The following is a 16929-nucleotide window of genomic DNA, read 5'->3' as shown; positions in this document are numbered from 1 at the left end:
GTCCCTCCCGCCCCCGCCCTACGGTCGTGTCCATCACCACATGACCGTGTGCCCGAGTGGTTGAGGGGCTCGCCTGCAAAGCGAGTTACGTCGGTTCGATTCCGATCACGGTCTCCACCGCCTGAACGGGGCGAGACGGACGGGTGGCGCCCCGCAGGGGGTGCCACCCGTCCGTCGTGCGTCTCGGTCTCCGTCTCGGTCTCCGTCTCGGTCTCCGGCCGTCGCTACGGCTCCCCGCGCCACTTCTTCGTGGTGAAGACGGGCTTCGCGGGGAGCCCCGCGTCGTTCTCGCAGCCCAGCTTCCGCACGATCTCCAGGGCCACGGAGTGGACGACGGTGACGTACGCCTCGCGGACGGCGGGGGTGCTCTGCGGGTAGGTGCCCTTCAGCGGCCTGTCGAAAGTGGCGTAGACCTGGAGGGGGGCCGGAGCCTTCTCCGAGCCCTTGAGGCGGGGGCTGGAACATCCCACGTAGAGGTGAGCCGTCTTGTTGCTCGCGCTTGTCTCCCGGCCCATGGTGTACAGGGACCGCCCCTGTGCCCACCATGTGGAGCCGTTGTTGAACAGGTCGTCCTTCTCGTAGAGGCGCACGTCGATGTCGATCCCGGTCTTCAGGGGAGCCTTGGCTGCCAGCTCGCACATGGAGGGATGGCCGAGCGGCCTGCCGGTCTGCCACGTCTCCCAGTCCGCGACCACCCGATCGGCAGCCCGGTCCAGCGTGCTGCCACTCGACTCGAACGTCTTTGTACCCAAGAGCGTTCCGGCCGCCGTCTCCGCCTCGGGCGACAGCGTGTTGTCACACTTCTGCGCCGCCTTCGGAGGGTCCCCGCTCCCACAGGAGGTGAGGAGCAGCCCCAGGGCCAGCGCGGTCGAGACGGACACGGACAGTCTTCTCATCGGGGTTCCTCGGGAGTGGGGGACCGGGGCTTCGCGGGCCGCGCCCAGCGCGAGGCCCCGGGTCATTTCCGCTCGGTGAGCACCGGCTTGGCGGGCAGTCCCGCGTCGTTCTCGCAGCCCAGGTTCCTCACCAGCGCGAGGCTGACGGAGTGCAGGACCGTGAGGTACGCCTCGCGGGTGGCGGGGGTGTTCGGCGGTAGCGTTCCGCGTGTGCCCGCGGTGAGCGTGCCCTGGATACGGGCGGGCACCGTGTCGGAATCCTTCATCCGGGGGCTGGAGCATTCCAGGAACAGATAGGCCGCCTTGTTGTCGGAGCTGGCCTCCCGGCCCATGGGGTAGAAGTGCCGCTCGGGGAGTTTGACGTCGCCGTAGAAGTCGCCTTCGTCGTGGTACAGCCAGAAGTTGATCGACAGCTCGGTCTTCGCGTCGGCCGGTGCGATCTCGCACAGCGGCGGGTGTGACGCCCACTTGTCCGACTTCTCCTGGTCGCCGATCAGCCCCTTCGCGGTCTGCTCCACCCCGCTCGCCTTCAGGGACTGGAACCTCTCCGTTCCCAGCACCGAGGCGAGTGCTTTCGCCGCCTGCGGCGAAAGCGTGTCGTCACACTGGCCCTCTGCGGTGACCCGCGGCTCGTCCCCCTCTCCGCCGCCACAGGCGGTGAGAAGGAGACAGAGGGCGAGACCCACGGTGACGGACGTGAACGTTCTGCGCATGGCGTTCCTCGGAAGGCAGTCGGTGGATCAACCGGTCTCGGGCGCGTTGCCGGTCTGCTTCGCGTGATCGTTGCCCAGACCGTAGCCGCCGGCCACGGACTCGATCATGTCCTGCTTGAAGTTGCTGCTCACCTTGTCGCTGTGCATCCCGAGGAAGCGCTCCATCGGGGACTCGGCGCTGTACCGGCCCGCCGTGTACAGGGCGGCCTTGTCCTCATGGATCTTGTCCTCGGTCGCGTCCTTGTGGTCCTCCACCGACTTGTCCGACCAGTCGCCGATGACCTGCCCGGCAAGCTGCTCCATGACGCCGGATCCGGTGTCGACGGCGAGCGGGACGAGGATGGCGGCCGCGCCGACGGCGGCGGTCGCGGGCAGGAAGGCGACACCGGCGGCGATGCCCACGGTGGCCCCCAGCTCCACCCACCCGGCCTTGGCCGCCTGCGCCTTCTCGTACTCCTCGTGCTTCTTCATGCCCTCGGCCTCGACCTGGTTGGCACGCGACTCGTCGAGGAGACCCTGGAACGTGGCGCCCGTGTACACGGCGGACCGGGCCTTGCCCTCGTCGATCGTGCCGTCGGGGCCGACCTGCGCCTCCAGGACGCTGGTGGTGTAGAGCCGTTCGGCGGTGGACAGAGAGGCGTACGCGTCCGGGTGCTGGCCCAGGGCGCTGAGGAACCTCACCGCGGGCTCGCGGTCGAACTTCGGGTGGGCCGAGGGGTCCTGCGCCGGGGCGTAGACGCTGTTGGGGTCGTTCTTGCCGAGGGCCCAGTTGAGGTCGTCGATGTACCCGGCGCCCATGTTCCCGAGACTGTCCGCCAGCGGTGACTGCCACTTCTTCAACAGCTCGGCGTCACCACCGTACTTGGCGACGACGTCGGTCATGATCTTGGCCGTGGCCTCGTCCCGCTTCAGCTCCGGCGTCGGGTCGTCCCAGCCGTGGCCGAGCGTCGCCGCCTCCAGGGCGTGGCCGAGCGCGTCGGGCATGTAGTCGGCGGACTTCTTGGCCGCGTCCAGGTCGTGGCCGTCGATGTCGGGGAAGAACTCGTACTTCTCGTTCCCGAAGAAGTCGAGGTAGTTCTTGATCTCCTTGCCGTCCTTGTCCTTGCCCAGGTTCAGCTCGCCGCCGGGGCTGCCGTCCCTGTTGTACGACGTCGGGTCCTGCGAGAAGAAGTCCTTCGCCGCCTCCGGACTGTGTCCCAGGGCCTCCAGCATCGGGACCATCGGGTCGAAGCCGGAGCCGTTCACACCGGACGGGTTGTACTGGTTCTTCAGCCAGCCGCCGCCCAGCGGCTTGCTGTCGGCGAAGAGGTACGGGTCCTTCGCGTGCAGCTGCGTGACGTGCTCGGCGATCGGGACCAGGAACTTCGGGTCGTAGTTGCCGTAGCGCATGATGCCGCCGAGCAACTGGTAGCCGTACGCAGGGTTGTTGTCGTACTTGACCAGCGGGATCCGCTCGGTGCCCAGTTTGCGCATGTCCTTGGACCACGACTCGGTCCACGCGTCGCCGCCCTGAGTGGCGTTCGCCAGGTTGAGGCCCAGGTTCTTCTGGAGTTCCTGGACGTCGGCGAGGCGCTGCTTGTCGACCTTCGAGTAGTCATACGTGTCCGTGGACAGCTGACCGAAGAACTCCAGGGAGCCCTTGGGGCCGAGGTTGTCGTAGAAGGTGCGGGAGAACTCCCTCGAACCGCTGTTGTCCTTCAGCAGTTCGTTGAGTTCCGCCAGCTCCTCGTGCGTGAGGTCCCGGCCCTTCTTCGCCAGGTCGGACGCGCGGCGCGCCTCCTCGGCGTCGAGGCTGCCGTACGTGGGCGCGCTGAAATTGTGCTGGTCGGTGGTGATGTTGGCCTTGAGCGCGTTCGAACAGGACACGTCGGCCTCGTCGCAGACCTCGACGATCGCGTCGATCCGCCGCTGCATCACCGCGACGGCCTCCCGTTCCTTGCGGACCAATTCGGGGAAGTCGGGGTCGTGCCGCGTCCCCTGGTCCCTGGTCTCCGCCAGCGGCTCGACGGCCGACACCACTCCGGCCGAACTCACCTTGAAACCGGCGGCGGGCGCCTCCGTGTCGACGATCTTCTTGAGGTCGTCCTTCGCCTTCTTGAAGGCGTTGTACCCGTCGAGCAGGACCTTGTGGATGCCGTCGGCGGCCTTCGCCGCGTCGCCGAACTCCTTCGCCGTCTTATCCACGAACGGCTTGGTGACCTCGGCGTTCACCCCGCGCCAGTAGTCGTCCTTGGCCTTCGCCGCCATGGTCGTACGGGCGTCCTCGGCGAGCTTGTCGAGGCTGCCCTTCATCGTCGACCAGTCGTCGGCGGCGGACTTCATCTTGTCCAGCGGCGCCTGGTACACGTTGTCAAAGGTCAGCACAGCAGCCCCCGGCCTACTTGAAGTACTCGTTGATCTTGGAGGCCGCGAGGGCCGCCTTGATGTCCGCCTCTTCCTTCGCGTGCGAGGCCGCGCTGTAGTCGAGGTGGTTGGAGATGTTGGCGCAGGCGTCGAGCAGCGTGTTCAGCTGCGAACTCCACGTCTCCTGGACGGTGGCCATCGCCGAACCGGTACGGAAACCGTGGCTGGACATGCCTCCCGCCGCCTCTGTGGTGTTCGTCCGCGCGTGATTGCCGTCCTTGGCCAACCGGCCGTGCAGCGCGTAGGCGGCGCTGCCGATGGCGCCCAGCTTGTCCTGGTCGACGCTGAGGTCGGCGTTCCCGCCACCACCGCCCGGCTCCGGGGCGACCTGGTTGAGCCGCATGCTCACACTGGCCGTGGAGGCGGTCCGAACGGACGCCCACTCCTCTTCGAACGACATGCTCCACCCCCGCTGACACCACTGCCCTCGCAGCCCGTACGGGCTTCGCCCCCGCAAGTTCGTCTCCCGGGGAGGCACCGCGATCGTAGCCCCAGAAAAGCCCGTTCGAGCATTGCGGGTACGGAATCCGCCCCACTTCGGGGATCTTCACCGGGTACGCGCATCCACTTCACCTTCGCAACCCGGACAGCCCGGACTTTTCCCGGACCCGAGCCGCCGTACGCGACGAAGACCACGCCTCCGTCTCGGCCGCACCGTCGTACGCGACACCCTCCCGGCACGGCCACCGAACCGCTGCTCGATAGGCTCGGCCCGCCCCCGTCGCCACGGGGCGCACGGAAGACGGGGGTGCTGGGATGACGGAACGGGCGCGCGTGGAGGGGGAGTACGCGGTTCGACGGGAGGCGACGGAAGCGGCCGGGGCGCCGGATGGGGCCAGGGCTCTGGACGGGGCCGCCGCGCCGGACAAGGCCGGGACCCTGGACGGAGCCGGGACTCTGGACGAGGCCGCCTCATCTGGCGCAAGGGCCCGCTCGCCGAGAACATCCGGCGGCGCGAGGCCGCGGTGAAGCGGCTGACGGCGCCACCGGACACCGCCGTGCCGTCCGCGCGCCCCTCCCGGCGCCGCTTCCTCACCGGGGCGGCCGTGGGCATGGGCGTCCTGGGCGTGGGCGGCGGGGCGGGGGCCTGGTGGCTGAGGCGGGGCGAGGATGCCTCCCCCGCTGACGACGTACCCCCCGACGACGTACCGCCCGCCGTGGCGGCCCCGGAGGCGGCGTTCCTCTCGGCGGTCGACACCGGGCAGGACGAGGTGCCCAATACGCTGTGGGGGCCGCTCGACGTGATGGCACCCGGGGACGAACTCCCCCTGCCCGTAAGAGACGTGCTGGTCGTCCCGGCGAAGGCGGGTGGGCTGCTCGCCCTCGCCGTCACGGACGGCAGGGAGCGGTGGCGGGCCGAGGACACCGACGCCGGGGCCGGATTCGTCTCGGTCGCCGACCGGATGGTCGTCGGCGTGGGGAAGGACGGCACCCCTCCGCACGTACGTGGCCGCGACCGGGGCTCCCGTCCGGCAGGGCGGCGAGGGAGCGGCGGGGGTCCTCGCGGCCGACGCCGCACGGATCTATCTGGTGACGCGGGACGACGAATTGCGCGCGGTCGACGCATGGACGCTCGCCACCGTCTGGACGCGCCTGATGCCCTCGCCTCGCTCCACGCACGGCCCCGCGCGGGCGGCGGTCGGCGGGAAGCGGCTGGCGGTCCACGGGAGGGACGGCCAGGTCTCGGTCCTCGACACCGGCACCGGCACCGGCACCGGGGAGACCGTGTGGAAGATCAAGGGCCAGGGCACCCAGGGCCAGCGGCCCGTCGTCTCCGGCGGCGTCCTGTACCTGGGCGGCCCGCAGCTGATGGCTCGACGGCGGCGAATTCCTGTGGAAGGAGGGGGCCGTCGGCCACATCGACAAGGAACAGGGCTGGGGCAGTCCGACGGTGGACGGCGACTTCGTCGTCGCCGTCGACGGCCGCCGGGCGTTCCGCTTCCGCACCCGGTCCGACCTCGCCTCCGGACCGTCCTGGGAGTGGACCGAGGCCATGGACACCTGGGGCGAGGGCATCACCGCGCCCGTCGTGGAAGGCGCGACGGTCTGGCTCCCGGAGAGCGACGACAGTGTCGTCCGGGTGGTCCACAAGACCACGCACGCGCGCCTGTTCACCGTGCGGATGGAACGCGAGGGGCCCTATCGGCTGGTGAGCGCCGCCCACCGGGTGTTCGTCGCGCGCGGCGGGCGGATCGCGGCCATGCCGGTGTACGGGGTCTGAGCGGGCCCGCCCCGGGGCCGGGCTCGGACTCCGTACGCCGGGCCGGTCCCGCTCAAGGTCCCGTCAGCTCCGGCGCGAGCGGAGGACGGGCACGGCGACGGCTCCGGCGATCAGCACGGCGGCGCCGATGCCGAGCCCGATCCACAGCCCGTTGCCGCCGTCCTGGCCGGAAGCAGCGGCCTGCGGAGCGGGAGCGGGCGCGGAGGAGGAACCCGAGGCGGCGGGTTCGGACGGCGAGGGAGCCGAGGAGGCCGGATCGGACGGCGTCGGGTTCACGGTCTCGGCGAGATCGTCGATGGGCCGGACTCCGGCCGGACCGGGGTCGCCGGGCGTCTTCAGCGTCCGCAGCGGCCGGATGGCCCCGTACCCGATGAAGTCGCTGCGCTTCCCGCCCTCGGTGGGCTTGGCGATGGTGTTCAGCATGACCCTCAGGACCTGGTTGTTGGTCCACTCGGGGTGCTTGGACCAGAGCAGCGCGGCGGCGGCGGAGGCGAGGGCGGTGGCGTCACTGGTGCCGGAGGAGGTGCAGATCCGGCCTCCGGAGCAGGCGGCGACGATGTCCTTGCCGGGCGCCACCAGGTCGACCTGAGGTCCGTGCTGGGAAAACGGCAGGTGCGTCAGCTTCTTGTCGATGGCCCCGACTCCGACGACACCCGGGGTGGCGCCCGGGTACTCGACCCTGTTGGACTTGTCCCCGGTGTTGCCGACGGCGGCGAAGATCAGGGCACCCTTGTCCAGGGCGTACTTCACGGCGTCCGTGAGCTGCTGGGAGCCGCTGGTCGCGGCCTGCGAGATGTTGACGACCTTGGCACCCGAGTCGACGGCGAAGCGGATCGCCTTGGGCATGACCTCGTTGAACTCGCGATCGGCGTCCGCTTGGGACTTCTTGCCGGCCTTGGCTCCCGGCACACGCACGGGAAGGATCTTTGCCCCGGGGGCGAGCCCGAACGCCCCCTCCCCTCCGGCGGCCTCGCCCGTGCCCGCGATGAGAGCGGCCATGCCGGTCCCGTGACCGGCGTAGTCGGTGAACTCGTCGCCGGGTTCGTCCCTCGCGAAGTCCTTGCCCTTGAGCACCTGGCCCGCGAGGTCCGGGCTCTGCCGCTCCACGCCGGAGTCGATGACGGCGACGGTCACGCCCTTGCCCGTGCTGAGCCGCCAGATCTCCTCGGCGCCCATGGCGTCCAGATGCCACTGCCGGTCCCGGACGCCCGCCGAGTGGGCGGGCACGGAGGCGATGCCCACCAGGAGCATCCCCAAGGCGGCCCCGGCGGTGACCCGGGCACGGCTGCGACGAACACTCCTGGTACGCATCTGCTTCCGCTTCCTCGCGCTGATCAGTCGATGACGGGCGGCGCCACACGGCGGCCCTGCTGCCAGGTCTCCTCGTCCTCGACCAGATAGTCGGGACGCTCTCCGCTCTGCTCCTCGCGCTCGCCCGGCTTGGCCTGGCCTCCGCGCACCAGACCGGAGCCGCCCGGCGTGAAGGGACGCCCGGCGCCACCGGCCGCCCCGGCGCGCTGCGCCCGGCCGCCGACGACCCCGCCGGTCTCGCCCGCGAGCCTGCGTCCGCCGCTGATGCCGCTCTGGCCGGAGCCCGCGCCGCCCATCGGGCCGCCCATGCCGTGGCCGCCCATGGGGCTGCGGCCCATGCCCGCGCCGCCGCGTGCGCCGGGTTCGGTGCCGATGACGGTGCCGCGCGGGATGCCGGTGCCGGGACGGCCGTTGCCCTGGGGGACGGGACGGCCGCCGCTGATGCCCTCGCGGGGGACCCCGTGGACGCCTTCGCGGGGGATGCCGCCGAGCGGGCCGAGTCCGCGCGGACCGCCGCCCGTGACCGGGCCCCGGGGTCCGCCGCCGGTGACCGGCGCGGGCGGGCCCGCCGGTCCCGGGCCGCCCTTCCCGGTGAACGGGGGCACTCCGGTGGTGATCAGCGGAGGCGCGCCGCCGTCCGGCTTGGTGAGCGGAGGCTGGCCGGGCTGCGCGGGGCCGGGTCCGGTGGTGGTCGGGTTCGGCAGGGTCCCCACGCTGTCGATGCCCAGGTCCACGGGCACGTCGGGCCGGACCTCGGGCCTGATCACCGGGGTCGGGCCGGTCGTGTCGTGCGACGGCGGGACGGCGAGGGGGTCGGAGGTGGTGCGGTTCCCGTCCGGCTGGTGCTGCGCGACCGTGTACGTACCCGTGGTGGTCCCTGTCGTCCCCCGGCTCCGCTCACCCTGCGACGTGTAGCCCTCGGGCTGGCCGTACTCGCGGCGGCTGCCCAAGTCCGCCGGTACGAAGTCCCCCGGTGGCGGCGGGAACGATGGTGCCGCGAGGCCCTTCATGTTCTGGGTCGCCCAGGTGTACGCCTCGGAGAGCCGCTTCATCTCGGCGGCTGCGGCCTCCTTGTTCTCCTTCTCCTTGGCCTCGATCGCCTTGAGGTCCTCGCTCGCGGCCATCGCGTTCTTCGCGTTGCGGGCGACGGTCGCGGAATCGGGGTCGTTGCGGTACTTCATCGCCGCTTCGAGGTTCGCCTTGGCCGAGGCGTGCGAGGTGTAGCGGGGGGTGGCGCTCTGCGCGGTGGCGATGCCGTGGGCTGCGTGGTCCATCCACTTGGCCGCGTCGGTGCTGTACTCGCCCAGCGAGTGGGTCGCGCTGACGACGCTCTCGGCCCAATCGGTGAACGACTTCTCCGCCTCGCCCTTCCAGTCCACCCGGCCGGTCCGGTTCTTGAGCTGGGTGGCGATGCGGTGCATCTCCGCGGACGCCGCCCTCAGCCGCTCCGCCGCGTTCCCCACGGAGAACGTGCTGGCCTCGTCCAGCCACTCCAGCATCTGCTGGTGGGTCATCGAACGGAAGTCGGTGCCCCCGCCCCCGCCACCCGATTCAGCGCTCATTCCTCGCCTCTTCCCCGTGTCCCTCTGATTCCGCGTGATCCCGTCACCGACCGCTACGTGAGGGTGTCGCCCTCGCTCGTCACGCTGCCCTTGCTCACGGGCGCGCGGCCGGCCGCCTCGTCCGCCTGTCGCTTGGCTACCTCGGTCCGCTGGTGGATCGCGAGCATCTTGCGCCTGGTGTCCTCGTCCAGCTGCTCGAAGCCGTCCTTGGACGCGACGACCGCGATGCCGAGGCCTTCCAGACAGTCCTGCAACAGACCTGACAGATCCGTCAGTTGACTCAGCACATGGTGGTACGCGTCGTACACGCCGGTCGCCTCGGACCAGGCGGCGCCACCGCCGCCGAACTGGGCGCGCACCACCGGGTCGGCCTTCATCTTGCCCTTGTCGGCCTCGGAGGAGGTGAGCATCTCGATGAGGCCGTCGATGCTCGTCTTGAACTCGGTCATGGACTCCGAGTTGTAACGCACGGCCTCCGTGCTCATACCACCCAGTTCGGGCCTCATCCCGCGTTCCTCCCCCGTGAACCGCCATGAACCGCTGTGACGGGGTGTCCGATATCAGGACACGCCCGTCGGGTCTGCGAGTTCACTGTAGTCAGGAACGACGACAGTCCGCACCTCCCGGTTGCACAAGCAACCGGCCCTGGCTGGTTACGAAGTGGGGACGGCGACGGCCGCCTGGGGCCTGATCGGGAGGCGGTTGACCGGGCGGCCCGTCGCCGCGCGTACTGCCGAGGCCACGGCGGCGGGTGAGGTGACGACCGGGATCGCGCTCGCGGCCTTCGCGCCGAAGGGGGCGACGACGTCCCTCTCCTCGACGAGTTTCACGATGCGAATGTCCGGGGCGTCCAGGGATGTCGGGAGTGCGTAGCCCGTGAAGTCCGGGTGGCGGATCAGGCCCCGGGCCGTGCGCAGGTTCTCCGTGAGGGCCGCGCCGACGCCCTGGGTGACGCCCGCCTCGATCCGGGCCGCCAACTGGGCCGGGTTGAGGACCCGGCCGACGTCCTGCGCCACGGCCATCTCCACGACCCGTACCGCGCCGAGTTCGATGTCCACGTCCACCACCGCGCGGATCGCGCAGAACGCGAGGCCCACGAACGCGTCGCCCTGTCCCGCCCCGTCGAGCGGTTCGGTCGGGTGGGGCCGGCACTGGGCGGTGGCCCAGAGTTCCTTGCCGTTCAGCGCCTCGGTGACCGTCGTCGAGAGCACCCCGTCGTACGAGGTGATCTTGCCGTCGCTGATCTGGAGCAGCTCCGTCGACATGCCGAACTGGTGGGCCAGCGGCTGGAGCAGCTGGGTGCGGACCATCTTCGCGGCCCGTTCGACCGCGCCGCCCGACACCCAGGTGTGGCGTCCGTGCGCCGAGGGACCGGCCGGTGGCTGGTCGGTGTCGACGGGGGCCACGTGGACCTCCTCGATACCGAGCGTGTCCTGCACGATCTGCCGGGCGAGCGTCGCGAAGCCCGAACCGGTGTCCACCGCCGCGCAGATGACCGTGGCCACTCCGTCCTGGACCCGCACGGTCGCCGTCGACACCTCGTCGGTGCCCTCGGCGCCCAGCATGTGCACCATGCCGAGCGCGTACCCCACGCCCCGCCGGACCGCGCCGGGTTCGCCCGCGCCCTCCGGGCCGCCGGGCAGCAGCCAGTCGCCCTCGGGGGTGTCCTTGGGCAGCGGCGGCAGCGGGAAGTCCTGTACCGCTTCGAGGAGTTCGGCGACGGGAGCCGGGCAGGTCACCGTCTGGCCCGTGGGCAGGAGGTCGCCGGTCGCCATGACGTTGCGCATGCGCAGTTCCGCCGCGTCCAGGCCCAGCTTGAGCGCCAGCTTGTCCATCTGCGCCTCGTACGCCGCGCAGACCTGCATCGCGCCCTCGCCCCGCACATGGCCGGACGGCGGGTTGTTCGTACGGACCGCCCAGCCCTCGACGAAGGCGTGCGGGACGGCGTACGGGCCGCAGGCGAAGGCGACGGCCGCCGCGAGGGACTCGGACGAGGAGTCCGCGTACGCGCCCGCGTCCAGCAGGATCTGCGCCTCGACCTTCACCAGGCGCCCGTCGGCGTCCGCGTGGTGCCGGTAGCGCAGCAGGGTGGGGTGGCGGTGGGCGTGGCCGAGGAAGGACTCCTCGCGGGTGGCGGTGAGCTTCACCGGGCAGCCGGTGCGCAGGGCGAGCAGGCCCAGCGGGATCTGGAAGCCGGGGTCCTCGCGGTCGCCGGTGGCGCCGGGGACGCCGGTCACGACCAGCCGGACCTGCTCCGGCGGCAGCCCGAAGCAGGCGGCGGCCAGATCCCGGTCGGTGTGCGGGTCGGTGGAGGCCGTGTACAGCTCGACGCCCCCGCCGGGCCGGGGCACCGCGAGACCGGCCTCCGCGCCGATGGGCGCCGGGTCCTGGCGTCCGATCCGGTAGAGGCCCTCGACGATGACCTCGCCGGTGGCCGCCGGGTCGCCGAAGCTCAGCGGGATATGCCGGATCAGATTGCCGTCGGGGTGCAGCGGTCCGGCGGCGAAGGCCTTCTCCGGGTCGGTCACCGGGTCGAGGACCTCGTACTCGACGCTGATCGCGGCGGCGGCGAGCCGGGCCGTGTCGGGGTGGTCGGCGGCCACGGCGGCGATCGCCTCGCCGTGGTGCCGGACCAGGTCGGAGGCGAAGACCGGGCGGTCGGCGACCCGTCGGCCGTAGGTGGCGACGCCGGGCACGTCGGCGGCCGTCACCACGGCCCGGACGCCCGGCATCGCGGCGGCGGCGGATGTGTCGACCGAGAGCACGCGCGCGTGCGGGTGCGGGGAGCGCAGGATCGCGGCCCAGAGCAGCCCTTCGGCCCACAGGTCGGAGGCGTACGGATAGGTGCCCTCGGCCTTCGAGCGGGCCTCGGCCTGCGCGAGCGAGGTGCCGATGCCGTACTCGGGCGGTTCCCGGTCCGGGGTGCCCGAGAAGTCGGGGAGCGTGGGAATGGCGGTGGTCGCGTCGCTGCTCACGCCATGCCTCCGTCGTGCGCGTGGGGAATCTGGTGCGGGACACGGCCGTCGTCGGCGGCCTCGTGCGCGGCCGCGGCGCTCGCCTCGCGTTCGGCGATGACCTCGCGGACGGCCGTGAGCGCGCTCTGGTAGCCGGAGCAGCGGCACAGGTTGCCCGCGAGGGCCTGACGGGCTTCGAGGTCGGTGGGGGCGTGGTTGCCTTCGAGCAGGTCGTGCACGGTCATGCACATCCCGGGGATGCAGAAGCCGCATTGGACGGCGCCGCACTTCGCCATCGCCCGCTGCACGTCGGAGGGCTCGCCGTCGACCGCGAGGCCCTCGACCGTCCGTACCTCGCTCCCCGCCGCGGTCGCCGCGGGGACCAGGCAGGAGGCGACGAGACGCCCGTCGACCTGCACGTTGCACGCGCCGCACTCGCCCTGCGAGCAGCCGTCCTTGGCCCCCGCGAGCCCGAGCCGCTCGCGCAGCACGTAGAGCAGCGACTCGCCGATCCAGGAGCCGGTGACGGGCCGGTCGGTGCCGTTGACCCGAAGGATGTACGAGGTGTGAGGATGCTCGTCGCTGTCGGTCGACGAGAAGGGGACGAGCGCCGGGGCGGGCTCGGCCTCGGACACCTGCTCGGCCTCGGACACCGGGGCGGGCTCGGACACCGGGGCGGCCTCGGACACCGGTGCGGGCTCGTGCGGATGCTCGGGCGCCGGGGCGTGCCCGTGCGGCTGCCCGTGTTCCTGCTCGTGCTCCGGTACGGCGACGGGTACGGGCTCGGGCGCGGTCTCCCGACCGGTGTCGTTCCCCGGCGCGGCGGGCGCGGCGGACGCGGGGTCCGTGCCGGGCTCCGGGGCGGGGCGGGAGCCCTCGTCGGTCTCGGCCGTCCGCTCCGCCGGGTCCTGCTCGACGCCCTGCCCGGGTCCTCGCGCCGGTCCTTGTTCCCGTCCTCCCGCCGGACCTTGTTCCGGTCCTCCCGTCGCTCCTTGTCCGGTCTCCCGCTCCGGTCCCGGCAGGGGGACGGAGGAGGTTTCGGGCGCGGGCTCGGCCGGGTGCTCGCCGGGGTGGTCGGGTGCGTGCTCGGACGCCTGCTCCGACGGGTGGCCGGACGCGTACGCGGAAGCCTGCTCGGGCGTCTCCGGCACATACGCGGAAGCCTGCTCGGGCGCGTGCCCGGCGGGGTACTCGGGCGCGTGCCCGGCCCCGTACTCCGCGGCCTGCTCCGGCACGTATCCGGACGCCTGCCCGGGTGCGTACCCGGTGGCCTGGCCGGGCGGGAGCCCCGGCGCGTACTCGGGTGCCCTCTCGGCCCCGTACTCGGTCTCGTACCCCGTCCCCTGATCGGGTGTCTGTTCGGAGACGGAAGCGGGTGCGGGGTCGGCTGGACGCGGGGCTTCGGGGGCGGTCGTCCGCTCGGGCGCGGGAGCCGTCGCGGCCGGGTCCGGTTCGGCGGCCGGGTGGTGCTCCTCCGGCCGCTCCTCCGCGACCGGCCGCCGCCCGTGCTCCATGACCGGCGGCTGCCCGTACTCCGGGACCTGCCCGTGCTCGGGCCCGTACGCGTACGCCTGTTCCTGTTCCTGTACCGCCCACGGCGCCTGTGCGCCGCCCGGGAGGGTGCCCGGGGCTTCGGCGTACGGGCGGACGGCGGAGGCGGTGAAGCCGCCGGGGGGCTCATGGCCGGGCTCCGGCGCGGCCGGGGCGGGCCAGGACGCGGGCTCCGGCGCGGCCGTCCCCGGGTAGTGCCACTCGGCCGTGGACCGCTGGTCCTCCTGACCGGGCGTCGGCCCGTAGGAGACCTGCTGCTCCGGGTACTCGACGTACTCCCCCTCGCCGTAGGAGGTGCCGTCGAAGTACTGCGTCGCTTCCGCCTGCGCCGGGATGTGGACCGACCAGGAGCCGGTGCCCGTCGGGTCCTGCTGCGGGGACAGCGGCTGGAGCGGGGTGATCATCGGCGGTACGTAGCCGTGGCCGGGGGCTTCCAGGGGGACGCCGTCCAGCATGAAGTCGGGGGGCAGCTGGACGAACGCCGTGGCGTCGCCGTCGTACCCCTCGCTCTGCGGGATCGGCTCCCAGCCGCGGGGGGCCCCGCCCTGGTCCTCGTGCTGTTCGTTGGTGCTCACGACAGTGCCCTCCCCAGTGCCCGTCGGGCGAGAGCGGCGACCGTGCGCCGCAGGTGCAGTACGGCCGGGGGCAACGCCTCGTCGCCCGGCGGGTCGGGGATGCAGGCGGCGGCGACGTACTCGCCGAACGCCGCGAGCGCCTCGGGTGCGAGGCCCCGGTCGTTGTCCCAGTCCACGAGCGAGGCGATCCAGCGCTCGGCCTCCAGCGGGCGCAGCGGCATCGGCGCGACGGCGCCGACCGCGCAGCGCACTCCGCGCCGGGCCGGGTCGAGGACGACGGCGACGGAGGCGGTGGCGCGGGCCGGGCCGGTGCGGCCGGTGGCCTTGAGGAAGACCTGGGGGGCGTGGAGCAGTGGGACGCGGACGAAGCCGACGAGTTCGCCGGGGGCGAGCAGGTCGCGGCCCGCGAGCAGGTGGGAGACGGGGATCTCGCGGCTGCCGAGCGGTCCGAGGACGACGAGTTCGGCTTCGAGGGCGGCGAGGACGGGCAGCGAGTCGCCGGTGGGCGAGGCGGTGACGACGTTGCCGCCGAGGGTGCCCGCGTTGCGGATCTGGGGCGGTCCGGCCGCGCGGGCGGCGGCGGCGAGGGCCGGGATGAGGGCGGCGAAGTCGGGGCGGCCCATGCGGGCGTGGGTGAGTCCGGCGCCGAGGAGGGCGTGGCCGTCCTGGTACTGCCAGCCGCGGATCTCGGTGATGCGGCTGAGTCCGACGAGTCCTGCGGGGCGGAGCTGCCCCTTGTTGACGGCGGCCATGAGGTCGGTGCCGCCCGCGACGGGGACGGCGGCCGGCATGGCCGTGAGCGCTGCCACGGCCTCGTCGAGCGAGGCGGGCAGCGTCACGGACTGCGCCGTCTGTGGTGCGTGCGTGGTCAACCCGCTGCCCCTTCCCGGTGTCCCGGTGGTCCCCAATGCGCCCGGCCGTCGCGCCTGCGTGTGGGCGTACCGTACGTGCTCACATGCCGGACGTGGCAACTCTGGCACATCTTCGGGGCGGTCCGGCGCGAGGGTCCGCGAAGGACCGCTCCGTCCCGGACGTTCCGGGGGGGACGGCGGTTTCCGGTCGGCCGCTCATGGGTGAAGGGGTCCGCCGGGTCTCTCACACGTTCGGGGGCGTCCCTTCGAGGGGGCGGCCGATGATGCCGGGGCGCTGCTGCCGGGGCAGGGGTCCGGTCGGGGGCCGGTAGTCGACGCCGAGGGCGTCGAGGCGCCGGTAGTGGGTGGTCATGCGGCGTTCGAAATCGGGGTAGTCGCGGGCTTCGGACGCGGGCAGGGCCGACCAGGCGACCTCGGCGAAGGCGGCGAGGCGGGGGAAGACCTGGTAGTCGAAGCGGGAGCGGGTCTCCAGGACCTCGCTCCAGACGTTGGCCTGGGTTCCCAGGATGTGGGAGGCGGCCTCGGGGGCGATACCGGGCGGAACCGGCTCGAAGCGGTAGACGTCCTCCAGGGTGCGGACGTAGCCGAGGGGGACGGGCTCCTCCTCGCCGGGGGCCTGCCGGTGGTCCAGGTAGACGTGCTGCTCGGGGCACATGACCACGTCGTGGCCGGCTTCGGCGGCGGCGATCCCGCCCGCGTAGCCGCGCCAGGAGGAGACGGCCGCTCCCTCGGCGATGCCGCCTTCCAGGATCTCGTCCCAGCCGATGAGACGGCGGCCCCGGTCGGCGAGCCAGCGGTCGAAGTGGCGGATGAACCAGGACTGGAGGCCGTCCTCGTCGCCCACGCCCAGTTCCTTGATGCGCGCCTGGGCGGTCGGGGAGGCCTTCCACTGGTCCTTGGGGCACTCGTCGCCGCCGACGTGCACGAAGGGGGAGGTGGCGGCGGGGAAGAGGTCGAGGATCTCCTCGAAGACGCCCTCGTAGAAGCGGAGTACCGCTTCGGTGGGAGCGAGGACGTTCGGGTTGACGCCCCAGGTGTCCCAGACGCCGAGGGCGGCGGTGTCGACGACGTCGCTGTTGCCGAGTTCGGGGTAGGCGGCGATGGCCGCCTGGGAGTGGCCGGGGAGGTCGATCTCGGGGACGACGGTGATGTGGCGGGCGGCGGCGTAGGCGACGATCTCGCGGATGTCGTCCTGGGTGTAGTGGCCGCCGTAGGGGGTGTCGGTCCAGAGCGGCGAGGCGCGGTGGCCCCACTTGGTGCGGGGGCGCCAGGCGCCGACCTCGGTGAGCCGGGGGTGGCGCTTGATCTCGACGCGCCAGCCCTGGTCGTCGGTGAGGTGGAAGTGGAAGACGTTGAGCTTGTGGGCGGCGAGGAGGTCGAGGAGGCGCAGGACGCCTTCCTTGGGGGTGAAGTGCCGGGCGGTGTCGAGCATGAGGCCGCGCCAGCCGAAGCGGGGGCGGTCGGCGACGGAGAGGGCGGGCAGGGTCCAGTTCCGGCCGGGCATCGGTGCGGCGCGGAAGGCGTCGGGGCCGAGCAGCTGACGGAGGGTCTGGGCGCCCCAGAAGACTCCGGCGGGGCCGCCGCCCTCGACGAGGGCGGTGGCGTCGGGGCCGCCGGTGGTGAGCCGGTAGCCCTCGGGGCCGTGGGTGCGGTGCACGTCCTCGCTGATCCGCAGGCGTACGGCGGTGGGTCCGGTGCCGTCGGAGAGGGAGAGTCCGGTGGTGGGGCCGAGGGTGGCGCGCAGCCAGCGGGCGGTGTCCTCGGTGCCGGGTCCGGCGTCGAGGACGGTCCGCTCGTCGAAGGGGACGTGCCGGGTGCCGGCCGGGGCTTCGGCGGAGAGGGGGGCGGGGATCAGGTCCGTGTCAGTCATC

At 72.4% G+C, this 16929-nt stretch carries 12 protein-coding genes and 1 tRNA gene; 2 read left to right on the top strand and 11 right to left on the bottom strand.

From position 1 onward, the window contains the following. Positions 1-42 precede the first annotated feature (42 nt). Positions 43-117: transfer RNA gene (locus BU197_RS06840), tRNA-Cys, on the top strand. A 107-nt stretch (positions 118-224) separates the two neighbouring features. Here BU197_RS06840 and BU197_RS06835 read toward each other — a convergent pair. The 4 genes from BU197_RS06835 to BU197_RS06820 all read right to left on the bottom strand — a co-directional run bounded on the left by BU197_RS06835 (position 225) and on the right by BU197_RS06820 (position 4412). Then, positions 225-896 carry a hypothetical protein gene (locus tag BU197_RS06835; RefSeq protein ID WP_188267306.1) on the bottom strand — a complete coding sequence of 224 codons (672 nt, stop codon included), beginning with the start codon at positions 894-896 and terminating at the stop codon, positions 225-227. Positions 897-958: 62 nt separating this feature from the next. Continuing rightward, positions 959-1609 carry a hypothetical protein gene (locus BU197_RS06830; RefSeq protein WP_188267305.1) on the bottom strand — a complete coding sequence of 217 codons (651 nt, stop codon included), beginning with the start codon at positions 1607-1609 and terminating at the stop codon, positions 959-961. Between the two features lie 27 nt (positions 1610-1636). Further along, entirely contained in the window at positions 1637-3973 is a 2337-nt protein-coding gene (locus BU197_RS06825; protein WP_188267304.1) for a hypothetical protein, read from the bottom strand. A 13-nt stretch (positions 3974-3986) separates the two neighbouring features. Further along, positions 3987-4412: a hypothetical protein gene (locus BU197_RS06820; RefSeq protein ID WP_188267303.1), complete on the bottom strand. Its 426-nt coding sequence runs from the start codon at positions 4410-4412 to the stop codon at positions 3987-3989. 1491 nt (positions 4413-5903) lie between these two features. On the opposite strand from BU197_RS06820, the gene BU197_RS30285 reads away from it, so the two are divergent. Beyond that, the gene (locus tag BU197_RS30285) at positions 5904-6233 is read left to right on the top strand and encodes a hypothetical protein (RefSeq protein ID WP_223183318.1); all 330 of its coding nucleotides are present in this window, start codon (positions 5904-5906) and stop codon (positions 6231-6233) included. Between the two features lie 63 nt (positions 6234-6296). On the opposite strand, the gene mycP is transcribed toward BU197_RS30285, so the two are convergent. From mycP to BU197_RS06780, 7 genes are all read right to left on the bottom strand, one after another. After that, entirely contained in the window at positions 6297-7544 is a 1248-nt protein-coding gene (mycP, locus tag BU197_RS06810; RefSeq protein WP_188267302.1) for a type VII secretion-associated serine protease mycosin, read from the bottom strand. Between the two features lie 23 nt (positions 7545-7567). Further along, a complete protein-coding gene (locus BU197_RS06805) occupies positions 7568-9106 on the bottom strand; it encodes a WXG100 family type VII secretion target (protein WP_188267301.1) in 1539 nt (512 codons plus the stop codon). A 53-nt stretch (positions 9107-9159) separates the two neighbouring features. Continuing rightward, the gene (locus BU197_RS06800) at positions 9160-9612 is read right to left on the bottom strand and encodes a hypothetical protein (protein WP_188267300.1); all 453 of its coding nucleotides are present in this window, start codon (positions 9610-9612) and stop codon (positions 9160-9162) included. A gap of 147 nt (positions 9613-9759) precedes the next feature. Further along, positions 9760-12081, bottom strand: a complete 2322-nt coding sequence (locus BU197_RS06795; RefSeq protein ID WP_188267299.1) for a xanthine dehydrogenase family protein molybdopterin-binding subunit — start codon at positions 12079-12081, stop codon at positions 9760-9762. Then, on the bottom strand, positions 12078-14186 hold the full coding sequence (locus BU197_RS06790; RefSeq protein ID WP_188267298.1) for a 2Fe-2S iron-sulfur cluster-binding protein: 2109 nt from the start codon (positions 14184-14186) through the stop codon (positions 12078-12080). The genes BU197_RS06795 and BU197_RS06790 overlap by 4 nt, the downstream gene beginning before the upstream one ends. Beyond that, positions 14183-15058: an FAD binding domain-containing protein gene (locus BU197_RS06785; RefSeq protein WP_188267297.1), complete on the bottom strand. Its 876-nt coding sequence runs from the start codon at positions 15056-15058 to the stop codon at positions 14183-14185. Before BU197_RS06785 ends, BU197_RS06790 begins: the two co-directional genes overlap by 4 nt. Positions 15059-15281: 223 nt before the next feature. Beyond that, complete coding sequence (locus tag BU197_RS06780) at positions 15282-16928, bottom strand: beta-N-acetylhexosaminidase (protein WP_188267296.1); 1647 nt, start codon at positions 16926-16928, stop codon at positions 15282-15284. Between the last annotated feature and the right edge of the window lies 1 nt (position 16929).

Origin of the sequence: Streptomyces sp. CBMA291 (genome assembly GCF_014596525.1) — a bacterium.
Classification (GTDB): domain Bacteria; phylum Actinomycetota; class Actinomycetes; order Streptomycetales; family Streptomycetaceae; genus Streptomyces.
The sequence above is the reverse complement of the archived record's forward strand: the minus strand, read 5'-3'. Positions and strand labels throughout refer to the sequence as shown.

What these genes read in the sequence shown, in the direction of transcription:
- BU197_RS06835 (WP_188267306.1), bottom strand. Translation starts at nt 896, where the DNA reads ATGAGAAGACTGTCCGTGTCCGTCTCGACCGCGCTGGCCCTGGGGCTG.
- BU197_RS06830 (WP_188267305.1), bottom strand. Translation starts at nt 1,609, where the DNA reads ATGCGCAGAACGTTCACGTCCGTCACCGTGGGTCTCGCCCTCTGTCTC.
- BU197_RS06820 (WP_188267303.1), bottom strand. Translation starts at nt 4,412, where the DNA reads ATGTCGTTCGAAGAGGAGTGGGCGTCCGTTCGGACCGCCTCCACGGCC.
- mycP (WP_188267302.1), bottom strand. Translation starts at nt 7,544, where the DNA reads ATGCGTACCAGGAGTGTTCGTCGCAGCCGTGCCCGGGTCACCGCCGGG.
- BU197_RS06805 (WP_188267301.1), bottom strand. Translation starts at nt 9,106, where the DNA reads ATGAGCGCTGAATCGGGTGGCGGGGGCGGGGGCACCGACTTCCGTTCG.
- BU197_RS06800 (WP_188267300.1), bottom strand. Translation starts at nt 9,612, where the DNA reads ATGAGGCCCGAACTGGGTGGTATGAGCACGGAGGCCGTGCGTTACAAC.
- BU197_RS06780 (WP_188267296.1), bottom strand. Translation starts at nt 16,928, where the DNA reads ATGACTGACACGGACCTGATCCCCGCCCCCCTCTCCGCCGAAGCCCCG.